Source organism: Nocardiopsis sp. LDBS0036, assembly GCF_041228755.1.
In the GTDB taxonomy this organism is placed as follows: domain Bacteria; phylum Actinomycetota; class Actinomycetes; order Streptosporangiales; family Streptosporangiaceae; genus Nocardiopsis; species Nocardiopsis dassonvillei.
This window is the reverse complement of sequence record NZ_CP141103.1, coordinates 5,808,822-5,826,528: the sequence shown is the minus strand read 5'-3', so window position 1 is coordinate 5,826,528 and position 17,707 is coordinate 5,808,822. Positions and strand designations below refer to the sequence as shown.

Annotated in this window: 14 protein-coding genes and 1 riboswitch; of the genes, 8 read left to right on the top strand and 6 right to left on the bottom strand. The window is 73.4% G+C overall.

The genetic code is table 11. The annotated features are described in order from the left end of the window. Positions 1 to 168 precede the first annotated feature (168 nt). On the top strand, positions 169 to 1,392 hold the full coding sequence (locus tag UIS43_RS24810; RefSeq protein WP_013151665.1) for an 8-amino-7-oxononanoate synthase: 1,224 nt from the start codon (positions 169 to 171) through the stop codon (positions 1,390 to 1,392). Positions 1,393 to 1,443: 51 nt separating this feature from the next. Next, positions 1,444 to 2,826 carry an SGNH/GDSL hydrolase family protein gene (locus tag UIS43_RS24805; RefSeq protein WP_117198321.1) on the top strand — a complete coding sequence of 461 codons (1,383 nt, stop codon included), beginning with the start codon at positions 1,444 to 1,446 and terminating at the stop codon, positions 2,824 to 2,826. Between the two features lie 30 nt (positions 2,827 to 2,856). Here the strand turns inward: UIS43_RS24805 and rocD are convergent, their stop codons facing one another. Beyond that, on the bottom strand, positions 2,857 to 4,131 hold the full coding sequence (rocD, locus tag UIS43_RS24800; RefSeq protein WP_013151663.1) for an ornithine--oxo-acid transaminase: 1,275 nt from the start codon (positions 4,129 to 4,131) through the stop codon (positions 2,857 to 2,859). 362 nt (positions 4,132 to 4,493) lie between these two features. On the opposite strand from rocD, the gene UIS43_RS24795 reads away from it, so the two are divergent. The 4 genes from UIS43_RS24795 (at position 4,494) to thiD (ending at position 9,333) form a co-directional block, all read left to right on the top strand. Further along, a complete protein-coding gene (locus UIS43_RS24795) occupies positions 4,494 to 6,167 on the top strand; it encodes an acyl-CoA synthetase (protein WP_370011903.1) in 1,674 nt (557 codons plus the stop codon). A 488-nt stretch (positions 6,168 to 6,655) separates the two neighbouring features. Further along, the gene (locus tag UIS43_RS24790) at positions 6,656 to 7,585 is read left to right on the top strand and encodes a DUF368 domain-containing protein (protein WP_071621527.1); all 930 of its coding nucleotides are present in this window, start codon (positions 6,656 to 6,658) and stop codon (positions 7,583 to 7,585) included. Positions 7,586 to 7,604: 19 nt separating this feature from the next. Further along, positions 7,605 to 8,300 (top strand): DedA family protein, encoded by a 696-nt coding sequence (locus UIS43_RS24785; RefSeq protein ID WP_013151660.1) that lies wholly within the window; start codon positions 7,605 to 7,607, stop codon positions 8,298 to 8,300. A 143-nt stretch (positions 8,301 to 8,443) separates the two neighbouring features. Then, positions 8,444 to 8,542: riboswitch (TPP riboswitch) on the top strand. Beyond that, entirely contained in the window at positions 8,530 to 9,333 is an 804-nt protein-coding gene (gene thiD, locus UIS43_RS24780; protein ID WP_013151659.1) for a bifunctional hydroxymethylpyrimidine kinase/phosphomethylpyrimidine kinase, read from the top strand. (Overlaps the previous riboswitch by 13 nt.) A 98-nt stretch (positions 9,334 to 9,431) precedes the next feature. Here the strand turns inward: thiD and UIS43_RS24775 are convergent, their stop codons facing one another. Together UIS43_RS24775 and UIS43_RS24770 are read right to left on the bottom strand one after the other, a co-directional pair. Continuing rightward, positions 9,432 to 10,850, bottom strand: a complete 1,419-nt coding sequence (locus UIS43_RS24775) for a sodium:alanine symporter family protein (RefSeq protein WP_013151640.1) — start codon at positions 10,848 to 10,850, stop codon at positions 9,432 to 9,434. A 470-nt stretch (positions 10,851 to 11,320) separates the two neighbouring features. Continuing rightward, on the bottom strand, positions 11,321 to 11,575 hold the full coding sequence (locus UIS43_RS24770; RefSeq protein ID WP_013151639.1) for a DUF6457 domain-containing protein: 255 nt from the start codon (positions 11,573 to 11,575) through the stop codon (positions 11,321 to 11,323). Positions 11,576 to 12,033: 458 nt separating this feature from the next. Between UIS43_RS24770 and UIS43_RS24765 the strand changes: the two genes are divergently transcribed. After that, on the top strand, positions 12,034 to 13,173 hold the full coding sequence (locus UIS43_RS24765) for a glycosyltransferase family 1 protein (RefSeq protein ID WP_232051635.1): 1,140 nt from the start codon (positions 12,034 to 12,036) through the stop codon (positions 13,171 to 13,173). A 219-nt stretch (positions 13,174 to 13,392) separates the two neighbouring features. On the opposite strand, the gene UIS43_RS24760 is transcribed toward UIS43_RS24765, so the two are convergent. Next, entirely contained in the window at positions 13,393 to 14,721 is a 1,329-nt protein-coding gene (locus UIS43_RS24760; RefSeq protein WP_370011899.1) for a pyridoxal phosphate-dependent aminotransferase, read from the bottom strand. Positions 14,722 to 14,867: 146 nt separating this feature from the next. Between UIS43_RS24760 and UIS43_RS24755 the strand changes: the two genes are divergently transcribed. Next, positions 14,868 to 15,806 carry a LysR family transcriptional regulator gene (locus UIS43_RS24755; RefSeq protein WP_013151636.1) on the top strand — a complete coding sequence of 313 codons (939 nt, stop codon included), beginning with the start codon at positions 14,868 to 14,870 and terminating at the stop codon, positions 15,804 to 15,806. Between the two features lie 276 nt (positions 15,807 to 16,082). On the opposite strand, the gene UIS43_RS24750 is transcribed toward UIS43_RS24755, so the two are convergent. Next, complete coding sequence (locus tag UIS43_RS24750; RefSeq protein ID WP_013151635.1) at positions 16,083 to 16,391, bottom strand: hypothetical protein; 309 nt, start codon at positions 16,389 to 16,391, stop codon at positions 16,083 to 16,085. Between the two features lie 107 nt (positions 16,392 to 16,498). Next, positions 16,499 to 17,698, bottom strand: a complete 1,200-nt coding sequence (locus UIS43_RS24745; RefSeq protein ID WP_370011897.1) for a glycosyltransferase — start codon at positions 17,696 to 17,698, stop codon at positions 16,499 to 16,501. Between the last annotated feature and the right edge of the window lie 9 nt (positions 17,699 to 17,707).

Below are 17,707 nucleotides of genomic sequence, written 5' to 3'. Positions count from 1 at the left end.
CGGCGAATGACGCGCGGGTGCGCGGGAGGGCAGAGTCGTAGACGCCTCCCTGGCACGAAGGACCGGACCGCCCCAGCGGGATTGGCCGCCGCTGGGTCGGTCCCCGCCGGGGACGCGCCCTCGCCTCCCGGCCCGACCGAGCCCACGACCCAGGAGGCCGTCCCGCCTATGCCGAGCACCGCCGCCCCCACCCGCCGCCCGTGGCCCCTGCGCGCCACGGCCCGGGCGCTGCCGCCGGGACACCCCTTCGCGTGGTTGGACGGCGCCGCCCGCGCACGCGCCGAGGCCGGGCTGACGCGGCGCGCCACGCCACGGCCCGCGGCCGACGGCCTGCTGGACCTTGCGGGCAACGACTACCTCGGGCTGCTGCGCCACCCGGACGTGGTGGCCGCCGCCGGGGACGCCGCCCGCGTGTGGGGCGCGGGCGCGGGCGGATCGAGGCTGGTCACCGGGGACACCGGCCTGCACCGGGAACTGGAGCGCGAACTCGCCGACTTCCACGGCACGGAGTCCGCGCTGGTGTTCTCCTCCGGGTACGCGGCGAACCTGGCTATGGTCACCGCGCTGGCCGCGCCGGACGGCGGCGCCCCTCCCCTGCTGGTGTGCGACCGGCACAACCACGCCTCCCTCATCGACGCCACCCGGCTGGCCCGGGCCTCTGGGGCGCGCGTGGCCCTCTACGACCACGCCGACGCCGACCGGGCCGCCGAGGCGCTCGCGACCGCCGGGGGACGGGCCCTGCTGCTGAGCGACACCGTGTTCTCCGTGGACGGCGACCTCACCGACGCGGCCGCCCTGGCGCGCGCGGCCCGCGGGCACGGCGCCGCCCTGCTGCTGGACGACGCGCACGGCCTGGGCGTGGTGGGGCCCGGCGGGAGCGGGACGGCGACCGCCGCCGGACTGCGCGGCGCGGACGACGTCGCGGTGTCGGTGACCCTGTCCAAGTCGCTGGGCTCCCAGGGCGGCGCGGTGCTGGGCTCGCACCGGGTGGTCCGCCACCTGACCGAGACCGCGCGCACGTTCGTCTTCGACACCGGCCTGGCTCCGGCCTCGGCGGGCGCGGCCCTGGCCGCGCTGCGCGTGCTGCGCGCCCAGCCCTGGTTGGCCGACGCGGTACGCGACCGCGCGCGGCGGCTGGCGGAGGGGCTGCGCGGGCGCGGGCTGCCCGCGAGCACCCCGGACGCCGCCGTGGTGTCGGTGCTGGCGCCCTCCCCCGAGGCCGCTCTGGCCTGGCGCGACGCCTGTCTGGCCGCGGGCGTGCGCGTGGGCTGCTTCCGCCCGCCCTCGGTCCCCGACGGCCGGTCCCGGCTGCGGCTGACCGCCCGGGCGACGCTGGGCGGGGCCGACCTCGACCGGGTCGTGGACGTCATCGCGGCGAACCGTCCCGGATAGTCTTGCGGAGGTGACGACAGTCCGCCGGGACCCGGGGAGGCGATAGCGGCCGTGTCAGCACGTGGTGAGGGCCCCGAGGCGCCGGAGCCGGTCCCCGCGGACCCCTGCGGCGAGGACGCGAACGGCACCGGCGGTCCGGCGGACACCGCTGGATCCGACGACGGCGCGACCGGCGCGGAACCGGGCGGCACCGGCGGCTCGGACGGCGGCGCCGGTTCCGGTGACGGGGCCGGCGACGGCGGCGGGGACGACTCCGGCGGGGACGGGCGCCCGCGCCGACGGCGTCGGCGGTCCCGGGTGGCGATCGCCGTCTCGGTCACGCTGATCCTGGTCATGGTGGCCGTCCTGGCGCTGCCCGCCACCCGCGAGGGCCTGGTCGCCCTGTGGTGCGAGACCACCGACGGCGTGTGCCCGGCCGAGGAGCTCCCCCCGATCACCGAGGAGGAGCAGACCGACTGGCGGGTCCGGATGGAGCCGGAGGAGGCCGCGCTGTGGGGCAACTACGTGGCCCTGGGCGACTCCTACTCCTCCGGTGACGGCGCGGGCGACTACGCCCCCGACACCGCCGAGGCGGGCGGCTGCTGGCGTTCGGAGAACGCCTACCCCCGGGTGGTCGCCGAGGAGTTCGACTTCACCGGTTCGCTGGCCTTCTACGCGTGCAGCAGCCACAAGGGCTCGGAGATGATCGAGCAGATCGGCACCTCCGAGTCGCAGATCGACCGGGTCACCGAGAACACGTCCCTGGTGACCCTGGGCATCGGCGGCAACGACCTGGGCTTCATCCCCGTCCTGCGCACCTGCATGGTGCGGATGCCGCTCCTGGAGAGCAGCGTCTGCGTCGAGCAGGAGGAGGAGGTCGACAGGCGGATGAGGACCTTCGAGGAGACCCTGACCGAGATCCTCGGGGAGGTCCGCGACCGCGCGCCCGACGCCCGCGTCCTGGTGCTGGGCTACCCGCGGCTGTTCCCGGAGGACCCCCCGGGCATGTACTACACGCTGACCAGGAGCGACCAGCTGTGGCTGAACGGTCTGGCCGAGCGGTTCAACGAACTCATCCGCGACACGGTCTACCGGGTGGACGGCGACGTCTACGGCGGGCGCGAGACCGGCAGCGTGGAGTACGTGAACACCTTCTCCGCCCTGACCGGGCACGAGGTGAGCGCCGACGCGGCCTGGCTGAACGGGATCGTGCTCGGGCAGCTGGGCGAGGGCCTGCGCGTGGACCGGGCGAGCTTCCACCCCACCGCCCAGGGGCAGCTGTCCATCGCCGAGCGGGTGCGGCTGCAGATCGTCGAGGGCCCCGAGCGGGAGGTCTACGTGGCCCGGGAGACCCTGGACAAGGTCGATCCCGAGCAGCTGAGGTCGGAACTGGGCGGTCCGCTGGACCCGGAGTTCGCCACCGAGCCGCCCGGCAACGAGGCCGACGCCCCCTGACCCGGGGGGGGCGTCGGCCCCGCGTCACCGCTACCGGCCCGCCTGGAGCTCCTTGATCACCTCGGCGAAGCGGTCCAGACCCCAGTTGAGGTCCTCCTCGCTGATCACCAGGGGCGGCGACATCCGCACGGTCGAGCCGTGGGTGTCCTTGACCAGGACCCCGTGGTCGGCGAGGCGCTCGCACAGCTCCCGGCCCGAGGCCAGCGACGGGTCGACGTCGATGCCCGCCCACAGCCCGATGCTGCGCGCGGACACCACCCCGTCGCCGACGAACTCCTTGAGGCGGCGCTTGAGCACCTCGCCCAGACGGCGTGTGTTCTCCAGGTAGGGCCCCTCGGTGAGCATCCGCACGACCGTGCTCCCGACCGCCCCGGCCAGCGGGTTGCCGCCGAACGTGCTGCCGTGCTGGCCGGGCTGGATGACGCCGAGCACGTCCTCGTCGGCGACCATCGCCGACACCGGCAGGATGCCGCCGCCCAGCGCCTTGCCGAACAGGTAGGCGTCGGGGACCACCCCGCTGTGCTCGCAGGCCCGGATCGTCCCGGTGCGGCCCAGGCCCGACTGCACCTCGTCGGCGATGAACAGCACCCGCTCGCGGTCGCAGATCTCCCTGACCCGGGGCAGGAAGTCCGCCGGCGGCACGATCACCCCCGCCTCGCCCTGCACGGGCTCGATGAGGACCGCCGCGGTCGTGGAGTCGATGGCGGCCTCGACGGCCTCGGCGTCACCGTAGGGCACGGACCGGAAACCCGGCGTGTAGGGCCCGAAACCCGTCCTGGCCTCCGGATCCGACGAGAAGGAGACGATGGTGGTGGTGCGGCCGTGGAAGTTGGCGCCCGCCACGACGATGGTCGCCTCGTTCTCGGGCACGCCCTTGACCTCGTAGGCCCACTTGCGGGCCACCTTGATGCCGGTCTCCACCGCCTCGGCGCCGGTGTTCATCGGCAGGACCTTCTCCTTGCCGACCATGTCGGCGAGGGCGCTGACCCACGGGCCGAACTGGTCGTTGTAGAAGGCCCGGCTCGTGAGGGTCACCCGGTCGATCTGCCGGTGCGCCGCCGCGAGCAGGTCGGGGTTGTGGTGGCCGAAGTTCATGGCGGAGTACCCGGCCAGGCAGTCCAGGTACCTTCTGCCCTCGACGTCGGTCACCCAGGCGCCACGGCCCTCGGCGATCACGACGGGAAGGGGTGAGTAGTTGTGCGCCGACCGCGCGCGTGCGAGCGCGATGTGGTCCGCGCCGGAGAGTGCCTCTCCACCGGGGTTCCCGGCGGAGTCCCGCTGTCCCAGGTTCTGGGTGTTGCCCATCTAGCCGCTCCGATCACCATTGACCGATGTCAGACAGTTGATACCCACCGTCGGGCCGGATCGCGCCCCTTCGGCGGGGGGTCCCCAAGAGTTGAGCAGATGATCCGGTGAGCCCACAAGGGGTGGGGGAGATCACAGCTGGGGGGCGATGCCCGAAAACCCGTCCGCGAAACGCCGCGCACACCCTCTGAGCGGGGTCGTCACATCCATGGTGACCTGCGATAACGCCCCTGGTGACGCGCTCCACAGCCCCGACGGCGGTCGAGCCCTCCCCCGAGGGGTACGGTCGCACCAACAGCCACTCAGCCGCCGCGAGCCCCGAGCCGTGGACGGCCCCGTCGACCGTGCCCGGGAGGTCAGGCGTGCCCACCTCCGCGTCCCCGGACGCCCCCTTCTCCCTCTCCCGCCTGTTCGCGGCGGTCGCCGAGGCCGTGCCCGACCGGACCGCCCTGGTCGCCGGTCCCCGGCGGCTCACCTACCGCGCCCTGCACGAGCGCTCGCTGCGGCTGGCCCACCACCTGGTCGGCGCGGGCGTGCGCCCCGGCGAGCACGTCGCCGTCCTGGCGTTCAACCGCGCCGAGTGGGTGGAGTCCTTCCTGGGAATCCTGCGCGCGGGAGCGGTCCCGGTCAACGTCAACTACCGCTACGTCGCGGGAGAGCTGCGCCACGTCCTGGCCGACTCGCACGCGGTCGCGCTGATCGCGGAGGACTCGCTGGCCGGGGCGGTGGCCACGGTCCGCTCCGACCTGCCCCGGCTGCGCCACGTCCTGCTCGTCGCGGACGGCTCCGCGCGCGGGACGCGGGGCCGCGACTACGAGGAGGCGCTGGCCTCGGCGCCCGACGACGCGCCCCTGCCCCCGACCAGCGGCGAGGACCACTACCTGCTCTACACCGGCGGCACGACGGGCTACCCCAAGGGCGTGCTGTGGCGGCAGGCGGACATCTTCCGCGCGGCCCTGGAGCGCCGCGCTCCGGGCACGCCCAGCGCCCGGACCCCGCAGGAGGTGGCCGAGCGCGCCGCGCGCTGCTTCGAGCAGCGCATGCTGGTCCTCGGCCCGCTCATGCACGCGGCCGGGCAGTGGAACGCGCTGAGCATGCTGCTGTGCGGCAAGCGGGTGGTGCTGTCCACCGACCGCAGCTTCCGCCCGGACCGGGTGCTGGAGACGGCGCACCGGGAGGGCGTGCACGTGCTCCAGCTGGTGGGCGACGCCATGGCCCGCCCGCTGGCCCGCCACCTGCTCACCGAACCGGGGCTGTGCCCTGATCTGGCCTCGATCCGCTCCGGCGGCACCCCGCTCACCCCGGCGGTGCGCGCGCTGTGGCACGCCTGGCGCGAGGACGTGACCCTCTCCGACGCCTACGGTGGCTCGGAGACGGGTGTGTGCGGGTCGGCGACCGGCGCAGAACCGGCCGGTCCGGCGGAGGCCCCGTCCGGGCCCGGCCCCTCGGGCAGCCGCAGCTTCACCATGGGCGGCAGCATCGCGGTGCTGGACGCGTCCCTGCGCCCGCTGCCCCCGGGTTCGCGGGAGGTGGGGCGGATCGCGCGCACCGGACGGATCCCGCTGGGCTACTACAACGACCCCCTGGCGACCGCGCGCACCTTCCCCACCGACGCCGAGGGGCGCCGATGGGCGCTGTCGGGCGACTTCGGGACCTGGGACGCCGACGGTTCGATCGCGCTGCTGGGACGCGGCAGCGCGGTGATCAACACCGCCGGGGAGAAGGTCTACCCCGAGGAGGTGGAGGCCGCGCTCAAGGCTCACCCCTCGGTGGAGGACGCCATCGTGGTGCCCTCGCCCGACGAGTACCTCGGGCAGCGGGTGACCGCGCTGGTCTCGCTGGCCGCGAACGCCCGTCTGGAGGAGGCCGAACTGCGCGCGTACTGCCGTGTGCGGCTGGCGGGGTTCAAGGTGCCGCGTACCGTGCACTTCGTGGACCGGGTGCGGCGTACGGCGGTCGGCAAGCAGGACTACCGGTGGGCGACGTCGGTCACCGGGACCGGTGCGCCCGCTCCGGCCGTCCCGACCGTTTCCTGAGCCCGTTCCGGATCCCAGGACCCCCGCCGGGTTCCGCGACGGGCCCGGGGCCGGACTCCGGAACGGGAGCCTGACCGTGCCGGAGACGGCGCTCGCGGCCGGGCAGCCGGCCTCCTCGGCGGTCTGCTGCGGAACTCCGCACCCGGGCGGTACCGGACCCTTCATTTCGGGCACAGGGTCAATATGGACTTACCCAGCCGAAACAGGGGTTTCGCAGGCCGTCGGCCGCTCTGGACCCCCTCCGCCACCGCTAGACTGGCGTCGCCTGGTCCAAGGCCCCACGGTTTCCCCTCCCCCGCTCCGACCGGTTCGCACACTCCCGGCCGGGGCCGACCGGCCCACCCCGCCTCCGGTCGAGGCCGTGGACCGCGAGGACCACCTTTGACCCACCCCTCCACCCGTGCACACGGTGCGCGTGCGGTGACACCACTAGGACGGAGGACGGCGCGCTTCCCCGGGCCCCGCCCGAAGCGCTCCCAAGAACCCAGATGCCCAACTCAGTAGGCAGCTACATCTTCAACGCGGTGCGCGGCGGCGCCGTGGGCGCCTCGGAGGCCCTTCCCGGTATCAGCGGCGGCACGGTCGCCCTCATCGTCGGTCTCTACGACAAGCTCATCGGCGGCGCCGGCCACATGGTCAGCGGTGTCAGGCGCTACGTCACCGACGTCCCGCGCGGACGCGGGAGGGAGCGCGCCCAGGAGCAGTTCCGCCAGGTGGACTGGAGCGTGCTGGTCCCCGCGCTCGTCGGCATGGTGGCCTTCCTCGGCATGGCGGCCGTGGTCCTCGCCCCGCTGGTCGAGTCGCACACCCAGTACGCGTACGCGCTGTTCTTCGGCCTGGTCCTGGCCTGCCTGTGGATTCCCTACACCGGTGCGGGCCACAGGTGGCGGGCCTGGCACTACCTCGTCGCCCTGGTCTTCGCCGCGGGCGCGTTCTTCCTCACCGGCCTGCCCGGCGCCAACCTGCCCACCCACCCGGTCGTCGTCTTCCTCGCCGCGGCGGTGGCCGTCTGCGCCCTGGTGCTGCCAGGGCTGTCCGGATCCTTCATCCTGCTCACGCTGGGTCTGTACGAACCCACGATCAGCGCGGTCGGGGACATGGACGTCGCCTACCTCTCGGTGTTCGCGCTCGGCATGCTCACGGGCCTGTCGCTGTTCGTGAAGCTGCTCCAGCACCTGCTGGAGAACTTCCACCACATGACCCTGGTGGTCCTCACCGGCCTCATGGCCGGTTCGCTGCGCGCCCTGTGGCCCTGGCAGGACGAGGACCGCACGTTCCTGGCCCCCACCGACGTCCCGGTGACAGTCGGCCTGATGGCGGTCGGCTTCGCGATCGTGGCGGCGGCCATCGTCTGGGAGCGCCGCAAGCGCCTCCACATGGAGGAAGCCGAACTCCACCGGACCCCCACCCACGTCTGAGAACGGGAACGACAACCGCATGACAACGAATCTGCTGATGACCGCGGCCTCGACGACGGACGTCGACGTCGCCCACGAGTACGAGGGGTTCATCGGGTGGGTCCTGAGCCTGATGACGACCCTGGGCGAACCCGGTGTCGGCGTGGCGCTGTTCATCGAGACCTTCTTCCCGCCGATGCCCAGTGAGGCGGTCCTGCCCGGCGCCGGGTTCCTCGCCTACGCCGGGCACATGAACGTGTGGCTCGCCATCCTGTGGGCGACGATCGGCTGCCTGGTCGGCGCGTGGGGCTTCTACGCGATCGGCGCGCTCCTGGGCCGCGAGCGCACGGCCTGGCTGGTCGAGAAGACCCCGCTGCTGGAGATCGAGGACTTCTACAAGGCCGAGCGCTTCTTCACCCGCTTCGGCGGCGTCGCCGTCCTGCTGGGCCGGTGCGTGCCCCTGGTCCGCAGCTTCATCTCGGTGCCCGCCGGGATCGAGCGGATGCCCCTGTTCAAGTTCTCGCTGTACACGGTCATCGGCTCGGCGGTGTGGAACACGATCTGGATCGGCCTCGGCTACGTCTTCGGCCCGGCCATCGAGCCCATCCTCGCCCAGTGGAGCGGCGTGATCAGCAACATCGTGGTCGTGATCATCGGCCTGCTGGTGCTGTGGTTCATCCTGGCCCGCGTCTACAAGCGCACCAGGGCCCGCCGGACCGAGGGCACCTCCGCCTGAGGCGCCTTTCCCTCGGGGTTCCGTCCCCCGTGAAAACCCTCCAGGGGTCCGCCCGCGTACCCGGGCGGACCCCTTCGCGCTTGTGTGGGTATCCTGCCCGGAACGCACCACAGACACATAATGACCGGGGCCGCCGAGGCGGCTCCGGAGGCGCGGGGTGCCGGGACACGTTCCCGGCTGAGAGCACACCCGTCGAACCTGCCCTAGTTAGCACTAGCGAAGGAACGCCATGAGCGCGTACAACATCGTGTCCATCGCCGGCAGCGACCCCAGCGGGGGCGCGGGCGTCCAGGCCGACCTCAAGGCCTTCTCCGCGCACGGGACCTTCGGGATGACGGTGATCGCCGCGCTGACCGCCCAGTCCACGCTCGGCGTCACCGGGGTCCACCCGATCCCCGCGCGCTTCGTCGCCCACCAGATGGACACCCTCTTCGCCGACGCCGTCGTGCACGCGGTCAAGGTGGGCATGCTGGGCACCTCGGAGGTCACCGAGGCCGTGGCCGAGGCGATCGACCGCCACGCGCTGCCGAACGTGGTGGTGGACCCGGTGATGGTCGCCAAGAGCGGGGACCGGCTGCTGGAGGCCTCGGCCGTCGACGCGCTGCGCACCAAGCTCCTGCCCCGCGCGGACCTGGTCACCCCGAACCTGCCCGAGGCCGCGGACCTGCTGGAGGAGCCCGAGGCGACCGACCTGGCGTCCATGCGCGCCCAGGCCTGGCGGCTGCTGGAGCTGGGCCCGCGCCGGGTCCTGCTCAAGGGCGGCCACCTGCCCGGCGGGGAGAGCGTCGACGTCCTGGTCGCCCGGGACGCCGACCCGGTCGAGTTCCGCGCCCCGAGGGTGGTCACCCGCAACACGCACGGCACCGGGTGCACGCTGTCCTCCTCGATCGCGGCCCTGCTGCCGCAGCGGCCGGACGTGGCCGCCGCTGTGGGCGACGCCAAGGACTACCTGACCGAGGCCATCCGGCGCGCCGACGAGATCGACGCGGGCGGCGGGCAGGGCCCGGTGCACCACTTCCACGCCTGGTGGTAGCAGCGGCGTCCGGATGAGGGAACGCCGAGGGGGGACCGGCTCCGCGCCGGTCCCCCCTCCTCGTTCCGCCCTCTGCTGGAGGCGCGGCCCCTACCGGGTCAGACCTTGGTCACGTCCTCCATGACCTTGTCCGGGTCCCTCCAGTCGGGGTGGGCGAAGAACTTGCGCGTCTCAGCCACGATGACCGGGGACAGCAGCAGGAGGCCGATGAGGTTGGGCAGGGCCATCAGGCCGTTGGCGATGTCGCTGAACAGCCAGACCGAGTCCAGGCTGGCGACCGAGCCCACGTAGATGACGGCGATGAACACCAGGCGGTAGGGCAGGACCAGGCGGCGGCCGCCCAGGAACACCATGCAGCGCTCGCCGTAGTAGGCCCATCCGAGCAGGGTGGTGAGGGCGAACACGGCCACCGCGACGGCCACGATGACGGCGCCGGCCGGGGCGAGCGCGGGGCTGATCGCCCCCAGGCCCTCGGAGACCGCGTTGCTGGTCATCAGCGAGCCGTCCGCCTGGCCGTCGGTCCAGACGCCGGTGGTGATGATGACCAGGCAGGTCATGGTGACCACGATGATGGTGTCGATGAAGGTCTGGGTCATCGAGACCATGGCCTGGCGGACCGGCTGGTTGGTCTTGGCCGAGGCGGCGGCGATACCGCCTGTGCCCAGGCCCGACTCGTTGGAGAAGATGCCGCGGGCGAAGCCCTGCTGGATGGCGAGCATGATGCCCGCGCCGGCGAAGCCGCCCGTGGCCGCGGTGCCGGTGAAGGCGTCGGTCACCACGAGCTGGAGCGCGGGGAGGATCGCGGCCCAGTTGACGGCCAGGATGACCAGGCAGATGCCCACGTAGCCGACGATCATGATCGGCACGAGGCCGGAGGCGACGCGGCCGATGCTCTTGATGCCGCCGAGGATGACGGCGCCCGCCAGGACCACGAGCGCCAGGCCCACCATCCACGGCTCCAGCGGCGTGATGCTGGTGATCTGCTGCGAGACGGCGTTGGCCTGGGTGCCGTTGCCGATGCCGAAGGCGGCGATGGCGCCGAAGACCGCGAAGGCCACGCCCAGGGTGGTTCCCAGGCCGCCGGGGATCCCGTACTTGAGGTAGTACATCGGGCCGCCGCTCTGTTCGCCCTTGGCGTCGGTGCGGCGGAACTTCACGCCAAGGAGGGCCTCGCTGTACTTGGTGGCCATACCGAGGAAGCCGACGACCCACATCCAGAACAGCGCGCCGGGGCCGCCGACGCCGATGGCGAGCGCGGCGCCGGCGATGTTGCCGACGCCGACGGTGGCGGCCAGGGCCGTGCTCAGCGCCTGGTAGTGGGAGATGTCGCCCTCGACGGAGTCGTCCTCCTTGCGCCGGACGATGGCGAGCCACAGCGCGTGCGGCAGGCGGAAGAGCTGGAGCAACCGGAGACGGACGGTGAGGAACAGGCCGACACCGAACAGCAGCGGAATGAGGACGAAGGGCCCCCAGATGATGCTGCTGGCGAGGCTCGCCATTTCGAGCAGTTGGTCCACAGGGGATCTCCCTATCGGTGAGTGTGTGGGGACGAAGGCCGCCGGTACCGAAGTACGGGGGATCCGACGCCCTCGCGATCGCTTCGGCACTGGTGGAGGCCCGCGATATCGGCAAAGAATCGCATCGACGCGTAACGAACACATCACATGTGTTCCACATGCCTGTTTCTTCGGGAACTTCCGGTTCCATTTCCGCGTACCGCGCGGGTGGGGCGGTGTCCTCCGGAGGCTTCCGCGCTCGTCGGGGGCTCGGTCCCGGGGCTCCGCCCGGACGGCGGCACACCAGATGGAGCCGGTGCGGCCCACGCGGAACACGGCACGGCACGGCACGCGGTCCGGTCGTACGGACGGCGGGCCGGTGCAGCCGCTGTGGGCCTGGTACGACCACGACGGGCTCCGGGTCACCATGTCCCGAACGGACCCGACCGGCACGGACGGAGCGGCCCCGACCGGTGTGGACCGCGGGGGTCCTAGGCGCGGTCCTCCTCGTCGGCCTGGGCCAGGGCGAGCCTGCTGAGGGCCGCCGCGGCCTCGTCGGGGTCCGCGCCCTGACCCACCGCCACGCCCAGGAGGTAGGTGGTGAGGGGCGCGGCGGGCCGGGCCACGGAGTGGGCGGCGTCCCGGGCGAGGTCGAGCACCCGGTCGACGTCCTCCTTGCGGAGCGGTTCGGTGCCGGTCAGGCCCAGTTCGCTTCGGACTGCTTCGGCCCATTCCACGAGGGTCACCGCATGACTCCTTAGAGCAATATATTGGCTACATTCAGCAATCATATCCACCGGGGGGTCACCCGGTGGACACACGGGCGCACGGGCACGGTCACCGACCGCTCGGACTGCCCACGCCTGGTCTTCGGGCGCGGTTCCCCCGCACCCAAACCGAGGTTCATCCCACGAGCCTAGCGTCGGAGACAGCCGTCCCCGGCGTAGGCAGCCGTCCCCCGGCGTTGGGAGCCACCCGCATGTCCCCGACCGACCGTACGTCTCCGGCCACGCGCATGTCCCCGGCCGCTCACCCGTCCCCGGCCACACGTGTACCCTCCGTGCCCTCGGCCGCTCCCCGAACGGCGGCCGACCACGCGTCCGCCCGCGTTCCCGCTGCCGGGCACCGGGCTCCGGCCGCCCACACGCCCCCGCTCGACCGCGTGCTCCCGGCCGACGCCCGGGGGCCGCTGAGGGTGGCGATCGTGACGGAGTCCTTCCTCCCCCAGGTCAACGGGGTGACCAACTCCGTGTGCCGGGTCGCCGACCTGCTGGCCGCGCGCGGCCACGAGGCCCTGGTACTGGCCCCCGGGCCCGGTCCCTCCTCCTACGCGGGTTTCCCGGTGGTCCGACTCCCCTCCGTGCCCCTGCCGTTCTACCGCGACTTCTCCGTGGGGCTGCCCGCGCGGCGCGTGATGACCGCGGCGATCCGCGCCTTCGCCCCCGACGTGCTGCACCTGGCCTCGCCCGCCCTGCTCGGGGCGGCGGCCGTGGAGACCGCACGGCGGTGGGCGCTGCCGACCGTGGCGGTCTTCCAGACCGACCTCCCCGGCTTCGCCGGGCGCTACCGCCTGCCCGGCGGGGACGCCCTGTGGTCGCTGCTGCGGCGCACGCACGCCGCGGTGGACCGCACGCTGGCGCCGTCCTCGGCCACCATGGAGGCGCTGTCCGCGCGGGGGTTCCCCCGCCTGGACCTGTGGCGCCGCGGGGTCGACGCCCAGCGCTTCTCCCCCGCGCACCGCGACGAGGAACTGCGGCGCGGGCTCGCTCCCCACGGGGAGACGATCGTGGGCTACGTGGGGCGGCTGGCCAGGGACAAGCGGGTGGAGATGCTCGAACACGTGTCCCGCCTGCGCGGGATCAGGCTGGTCGTGGTGGGGGACGGCCCCGAGCGTGCGCGCCTGCGCAGGCGCCTGCCCGACGCGGTGTTCACCGGGCAGCGCACCGGCGGTGACCTGTCGCGCCTGTACGCGTCCATGGACGTGTTCGTGCACACCGGGGCGGACGAGACGTTCTGCCAGGCCGTCCAGGAGGCGCTGGCCTCGGGGGTGCCGGTGGTGGCCCCCGCCTCGGGCGGGCCGCTGGACCTGGTGGTGCCCGAACACAACGGACTGCTGTACGCCCCGGACTCGGTGCGCGAACTGCGGGTGGCGGTGGGGCGGCTGGCCCACAACCGCCAGGTGCGGGAGCGGATGGCGCGGGGCGCACGGCCCTCGGTGGAGCACCGTACGTGGGAGGCGGTCGGTGAGCAGCTGCTCGACCACTACCGGGCGGTGATCGCCTCCAGCGCGGAACTGGCCGCACGCGAGGCGGGGGCGGAAGGCGCACCGTCGGGTCCGAGGTGAGCGCCGGGGCGGCGCCCACGCGGCGGACCGTACCGGACCCTCGGCGCCGGGGCGCGGACGTGCCGCCGGAGTGGGGGCGGTGTGCCGCGGAGGGACCGCGACCTCCCGCCGCACGGAGCCGGACAGGGATCCGGCCTCCCCCGGAAGGAGCGGCCGGGGGAGGCCGGATGACGGTGCGTCCGCCCCGCCCCCTTACAACGGGGCGGACGCGGGGAGCGGTCAGCTGACCGCCTGTGGTTCGGCGGACCGGGGCAGGACGGCCCCGGTGTCGGCGCCCGTGGGGAGCAGCGTGCCCAGGACCTCGTCGAGGCGGTCCAGGTGTGCGCGGATCCAGGGCAGCGCCAGCGGGTCCGTGGCGGCGAGGGCGGCGTAGCGGCGTTCCTCGGTGTCGCCGTAGAGCAGGCTGGTGGCGACCCGCATGCGCAGGGCCTCCGCGCTCTCCCCGAACTCCGCGGCGGGCAGCACGCCCATCCCGAAGCGGTCCAGCAGCAGCCCGGTCAGGTCCGGGCCGGTGGCCACACCGTGGAGGGCGGCCAGCCGCTCCCGGACCGGCTCGAAGTCGGGGTAGAGGTAGAAGGCCGCCCGGGGCGCGGCCACGGTCGCGCCCGCGCGGGCGAAGGCCCCGGTGACCGCCCCTGCGACGATGCCGTGCAGACGGCGGCTGCGGTCGACGTGGTCGAGGAGTTCGGCGGGTTCGGTGAAGGCGTGCGCCGCTGCCTCCTGGACGGGGGCGGCCGGGCTCGACCAGATCTCGCTGGCCACCCCGAGCAGCCCGCCGCGCAGGCGGTGGCCGATCTCGGAGTCGGGCAGGCGTACGACGCCGATGCGCCAGCCGCCCAGGGCCAGGTTCTTGCTCAGCCCGGTGGAGACGACGGTGCGCTCGGGCGCGTACTCGGCGGGGCTGTGCACCTCGGCGGGCTCCTCGCCGGGGGCCGCGGGGTGGAGGAGGTCGCGGTAGATCTCGTCGGAGATGACGATCAGGTCGAGTTCGCGGGCCACCTCGCACAGGCGCCGGACGGTGTCGGCGCCGGCCACGGTGCCGGTCGGGTTGTCGGGAACGGTGACGATGACGGCGTTGACAGCGCGCCCCTGCTCACGGGCGGCGGTGACGGCGGCGTGCAGCAGGTCCGGCTGGGGTACGCCCCCCTCACCGGTGGCGGTGGGGACCATGACGGGCCGCTGCCCCACCAGGCGGCTCTGCGCGGCGTAGCTGACCCAGCTGGGCGCGGCGATCGCGGTGTCGCCGCCGATCTCCAGCAGGAGGCTGTACAGGAGCGGCTTGCTGCCGGGCCCGGCGATGACCAGTCCGGGGTCGGTGGGCAGCCCGCGGCGCTCCCAGTACCCGGCGGCGGCCTCGCGCAGGGCCGCGGACCCGGCGACGGGCCCGTAGGCGTTGGCGCCGTTCCCCGCGGTGAGCCGGTCGCGCATGACCGGGTGGACCGGGAGTCCGGCCTCGCCGAAGCCCAGGGGGAGCACGCGGACTCCCTGGCGGCGCTTCTCGGCGAGCGCTTCGTTGACGGCGAGGGTCGCGGACACAGTGACGGTCATCGAGGACTCATCTCCGGTTTGTCGTGAATGCGGGTGATGCGTGGACTGCCGCTCCACCTGGGAAGACGGCCCGTCACCCCATAGACTGCCCAGGTTCGGGCATCAGTACAAGCGCGTCTTTTCGATGCTGAGCGTAAGCTTCTCTTATGCTCGATCTGCGTCGTCTGCACGTCCTCCGCGAGTTCAGCGTCCGGGGGACCATCGCCGCCACCGCCGCCGCCCTCGGTTACACGCCCTCGGCCGTGTCCCAGCAACTGGCCACCCTGGAGCGGGAGACGGGCGTCGCGCTGCTGGACCGCTCCGCGCGGGGCGCCGAGCTCACGGACGCCGGACGGCTGCTGGTGACCCAGGCCGAGGACATCCTGGCGCTGGTGGAGGCGACCGAGTCGGTGCTCGCCGAGCAGTCCGACCTGGCGCTGGGCGTGGTCACCGTCACGGCGTTCCCGACCGCCGCCGTGGCGTTCGCGCCCCTGTTGGTACCGCCGCTGCGCCGGCACGAGGGGATGCAGCTGCTGCTGCGCCAGACCCTGCTGGCGACGGGGACCCAGCAGGTGCGCTCACGGGAGGTGGACATCGCCCTGGTCGACGACTGGTCCGGACAGCACCCCGGGCGCGGGCCGGAGGGCGGCCTGCGGCACATCAACCTGATGCGCGACCCGATGGTGCTGGCGGTGCCCCGGGGGCACGCGCTGGCCGATCCCTCGACCCCGGTGGTGCTGGAGGGACTGCTGAACGAGTCGTGGATCGTGACGCCCGAGAGCGAGCGTTCGCGCTACGGAACGGACCGGCTCCTGTCCGAGGTGGGCGGGCTGCCCTCCGCGGCCTGGGAGTTCGAGGGGCTGGGAACGGTGCTGAGCCTGGTCTCGCGCGGGATCGGGATCGCCGCGGTCCCGGCCCTGGCGATGGTGGGGGCCCCGGCGGGGCTCGTCTACCGGAGGCTGCCCGCGTCCGCGCCCGAGCGGCACGTGTACGCGGTGGTGCGGTCGGTGGCGGCGAGGCGGCCGGCGGTGCAGGTGACGCTGGCGGCGTTGAGGGACGCCGCGCAGCAGGTGAACAGGGAGATCGCCGGGATCATGGTGGCCTGACCACCGGCTCCGGGCCGCCACGCACCGTCGCGACCGGGTCCTGTGTCAGCACGCGCTCCACGGGTGCCCGGCCGCTGGCACCGGTCCGCTGCGCGCCGACCCCGCCGGGCCCCGTCGGCCCGTGCTCCACGGGCACGCGGCCGGACCCGCCGAGGGCCGGTCCCCTTCGGCGGGGCACCACGGTCCGTTCCGGCCCCGGGGCGAACCCTCCGGGAGGGGCCTCCTGGAACGACGCGTGGCCCGAACCCCCCGGGGTCGGACCACGTTCGTCGTCGTTCACTCTTTCTCCCTGCCGCGTGTCCGGTCGATCCGGCGGCGCAGTCTGCGGCAGACGTGGAGTGCCCGGTCACGGTCGTCTCGGGCGTTCCACCATCGGGCGTAGGCTTCCAGTCTCCTTTTGCGCAGTGCCTCCAGCTCGGCCTCCATCCGGTTCACCCGGTGCTCCAGGTCGATGCGCTCGCGTTCGAACACCGACATGTCGCGCTCGTGGAACCCCGCCTCCCGCTCGGCGCTGACGAGCCGATCGGTGAGGCCCTCGGTGGGGTTGCCCCGGCCGGTCTGTGCACTGATCCCTTCGAACCACACAACATCTTGTGTATCCCGCACGGGGACAACATCACCGGTCGCTACGCAAAGAATACGGAAAGTGGCAGAAGAATCGAAACATCAACCAAACGGCTCTTTCGGACACCTCAGGCGGCGACCAGCCCCTCCACCCGCGCGGGAGCCGTGCCCCGCAGACGGGTGTAGACCTCCTCGAACCGCTCCAGGGACCGGTGGTGGTCGTGCCGCCGCGCGAGCTCACGGCTGGCCGCGCCGAGCGCGCGCCGACCGGGGCCGAGCACGAGGAGCAGCCGGTCCGCCAGGCGCACGGGGTCGCCCGGCGGGAAGAGGAACCCGTTGCGCCCCTCCTCCACCAGGTGCGGCAGCGCCATCGCGTCCGCGGCCACCACCGGCAGACCGGTGGACATCGCCTCCAGGGTGGCGATGCTCTGCAACTCGGCCACACCCGCGATGGCGAAGGCGTCCCCCGCCGCGTAGACCAGGGGCAGGTCCTCGTCCGGGACGAACCCCAGGAAGAACACCCGGTCCGCCACCCCCAGCTCCGCGGCCAGCGCGCGCAGCTCCTCCTTGCGCTGACCGGTCCCGGCCAGGGCCAGCTGGGCGTCGCGTTCGGGCACGATCCGCGCGAGCGCCCGGATGGTGTCGTCGATCCTCTTCTCCGCGTCCAGCCTGCCCACGAACACGATCGTGTCCCGGTCGGGCAGACCGAACCGGCGCCGGGCCGCGGCGGGGTCCTCGTGGGGGCGGAACCGCTCCAGGTCGATCCCGCACGAGATGGCCTCGACCTCACGCGTGAACCCCTTCTCCCGCAGGAGCCGGGCCGCCCGCGGGGTCGGCGTGGTCACGTGGTCTGCCTCCCCCGCCACCCGGACCATGTCCCTCCAGGCCAGGAGGCCCGCGAGTTCCTGCATCGGCGCGGGGATCCGGGCGTGCGCGTACAGGTTGTCCGGCATGAAGTGGTTGGTGAGCACGACGGGGACGCCTGCGGCACGGCCCCTGCGCATCGCCGAGCGGCTGAGCGGGAAGTGGCTCTGCGCGTGCACGACGTCGGGGTCCAGGCGCTCGATGACCCTGGCGATGTGCCCGCCCATCCCCAGCGGGACGGCGGCGCGCATGAAGGGGATGGGGGCCGAGCGCAGGCGGTGCTCGGTCACCGCGCCGTTGACCGTGACGTGGGGTTCGCCCCGCTCGGAGGGGCACACCACGTGGACCCGGTGCCCCCGTCCGGCCAGTCCCTCGGCAAGGCGGTGGGTGAAGTATCCGGCCCCGTTGACGTCGGGGGGATAGGTGTCGCTGGCGATCAGGACGCGCAGCGGGCGTTCGGCCATGGTGGTCTC

Bases quoted from the DNA above. Each gene is read 5' to 3' on its own strand.
- UIS43_RS24760 (WP_370011899.1), bottom strand. From the start codon at position 14,721: ATGACCGTCACTGTGTCCGCGACCCTCGCCGTCAACGAAGCGCTCGCC.
- UIS43_RS24790 (WP_071621527.1), top strand. From the start codon at position 6,656: ATGCCCAACTCAGTAGGCAGCTACATCTTCAACGCGGTGCGCGGCGGC.
- UIS43_RS24745 (WP_370011897.1), bottom strand. From the start codon at position 17,698: ATGGCCGAACGCCCGCTGCGCGTCCTGATCGCCAGCGACACCTATCCC.
- UIS43_RS24755 (WP_013151636.1), top strand. From the start codon at position 14,868: ATGCTCGATCTGCGTCGTCTGCACGTCCTCCGCGAGTTCAGCGTCCGG.
- thiD (WP_013151659.1), top strand. From the start codon at position 8,530: ATGAGCGCGTACAACATCGTGTCCATCGCCGGCAGCGACCCCAGCGGG.
- rocD (WP_013151663.1), bottom strand. From the start codon at position 4,131: ATGGGCAACACCCAGAACCTGGGACAGCGGGACTCCGCCGGGAACCCC.
- UIS43_RS24785 (WP_013151660.1), top strand. From the start codon at position 7,605: ATGACAACGAATCTGCTGATGACCGCGGCCTCGACGACGGACGTCGAC.
- UIS43_RS24810 (WP_013151665.1), top strand. From the start codon at position 169: ATGCCGAGCACCGCCGCCCCCACCCGCCGCCCGTGGCCCCTGCGCGCC.